The following is a 2,317-nucleotide window of genomic DNA, read 5'->3' on the forward strand; positions in this document are numbered from 1 at the left end:
CATTCACCGGAAAGGAAAAGAACGCTACACCAAAACTGATCGAATCGATGCGCAGCTCATAAGTCGCGAACTCAAAGACGGCCGACTGCAAAGTATCATAGTTCCTGATATAGAACGTGAAGAACTCCGAAGTCTGTTTCGTCGCCGCAATGATCTGGTGAAGGATCTACGGAGAATTAAGTCTCTCATAAAAATGCAGTTGCTCTATTACGGAGTCAAGGTTCCACCCGAATTTGATAATGATCATTGGAGCCACGATTTCCGTCATTGGATAGATAGTCAGGAATTTGTCTACGGTACTGCCAGGGAATCACTGGCCAGTAAGATGCGTGATTTCCGTTTCACTGATAAGGAGCTTCGTGATGTTTCCAGTAAGTTGAGAGCCTATTGCCGTACACATTTCAAACAGGATTTCTATCTGCTAAGGAGTATTCCGGGGATTGGAGGTATTGTAGCAGTGGGTATTATTGCCGAGCTGGGTGATTTAAGACGTTTTAGCAGCCTTAAACATCTTGCAGGTTATGTAGGGCTTGCTCCCAATATTTACGAGAGTGGTGCTAATTCTAAATCCAAGGGAATGAACCCGAGATGCCATAGACTCATCCGCTCTTATTTTGTGGAGGCTGCCTGGCAGGCAATCAGGACAGATCCTGTGATGCAGGCTTATTACCGCCAGCATCTGGGCAAGGATGTCAAGAAAATAATAGTTAAAGTGGCTCATAAGTTACTGAGTCGGACTTTAGCAGTAATTAAAACCAAAACCCCTTATGAAATTGGGGTGGTAGCATAAGTAATAAACCAATGACCAAGCTCAAAATATTAAAAGCCCATACCACAAAACAACGTAGGTGGCCATTTCAGGATCACATTTTTTAGCTAGTGGATGGGCTTATTTAACCAATCATAATGATGCTGGTGGCGCTAATAGAAGAGTGACCACAAATAGGATGCGGAGCGGGTTATTTTGCATTGAATTCTAACTGAAGCAAAGCTTCAATAAGAATTCAACGCGCTAAAAAAATATAAACTATTGAAATAACGAGAATTAAATATTAATTTTAGAAGAGAAGCCGATTATTGCTTTTCATAGGAACCGTTGTTGTAGCACGTTTTAATTCAAATACTCTACGTCAGGACGAACCTTTTTTCGCCATTCCTTTCCGTACTTCTCGTCCATTAGTTCGAAGATTCTTTCGTTGTATAATTTTAAGCAATCCATTGCTGGAGGTGTACAACCAAAATCGTAATATTCAATTTTGTAATTCTTTTCAAAACGCTCGTCAGCTTTAGTGTTTGCTACTGGCGCAATAGATCCGAAAAGCAATAATTTTGGCTTTCCATTTTTCCAGTCCGAATCAGCTTTTTCCGCATCAAATTCACATTCTGCTTTAAGTAAAAAAAGTTCGTTTGTTATTCCAGTATTTGTGATCGCTTCAAATTCTTGAGTAGGAAATCCGAATGCTGAGATCTTGAGTAAGTATTCTTTATTGGGCTCCAGATATTCTAACCGGAATTTTCCCAGGCTATCCGCCATAGTTCCTGGATGTCTGCTTTTTAGTACCTCAATATAAATATCCGCTTCGGGTTTCATTCCGGTCAGTTCGGAGAGCACAGTTCCTCTAATTTCAACTTGGGCAGAGATTAAGCCACAAGTCATAATCATAATCAGAGTCAGAATTTCTTTTTTTACATTCATTTCTATAAATGTGCTACAACGTCCCGGTTAACGAAAGTGGCGAGTAGGGAAGTTCCACTTGTCCGGCGTAACGGTTCTTTCTTATGGAATTAAAAATAGGAATTTATCTCTCAAAAAAGCCATTTTTGTTAATCGTTGTTGTACAAATGTGCCGCACGTCTGAGTAAGCCGTTTTTATATTTTATTATATTCTCCTGGTTGAGATAATAATTCTCGACTTCGTCAAATTTTGATTTTTATCCGATTACGACTGAGTAAGACCAAACATTCAATTGAAAACTGAAATTCGTTATTTATTTGAGACCAAAGTTTCCCGTCTGAGTTGAAATTCCGGTGAATAGTCTGGTTAAATCTAAAATTTATTTTTTTAAAATTAAATCCGGCTGAGTGAGAATCCGCTGATCTTTAATTTAAAAGTTAATTTGCTTACCTCTCAAAAAAGGTATTTTCAATTCTTCTTTTTTTTGAATTTTACTTCTGAAAATCTGCTCTTATATTTTCAGTCCGCGGCATTTTGTACAACGTTCTCATATAAAAACAGTGCGAGCTGGCGAGCTTGATTGTCCGCAGGACAATCAGGCGTTGCAAGCGAGCAAGGAGTTTCGAATTGAGACAGGTTTA

At 39.0% G+C, this 2,317-nt stretch carries 2 protein-coding genes; one reads left to right on the forward strand and one right to left on the reverse strand.

The window, feature by feature from the left end; translation table 11 throughout:
• Window positions 1-790: IS110 family transposase (locus ACQ93I_RS17110; RefSeq protein ID WP_431699591.1), on the forward strand; the 790-nt coding region annotated here is incomplete at its 5' end.
• Between the two features lie 321 nt (window positions 791-1,111).
• Here ACQ93I_RS17110 and ACQ93I_RS17115 read toward each other — a convergent pair.
• The gene (locus ACQ93I_RS17115; protein WP_431699592.1) at window positions 1,112-1,696 is read right to left on the reverse strand and encodes a hypothetical protein; all 585 of its coding nucleotides are present in this window, start codon (window positions 1,694-1,696) and stop codon (window positions 1,112-1,114) included.
• Window positions 1,697-2,317 lie beyond the last annotated feature (621 nt).

It is taken from the genome of Salinimicrobium sp. WS361, assembly GCF_050750585.1.
In the GTDB taxonomy this organism is placed as follows: Bacteria; Bacteroidota; Bacteroidia; order Flavobacteriales; family Flavobacteriaceae; genus Salinimicrobium.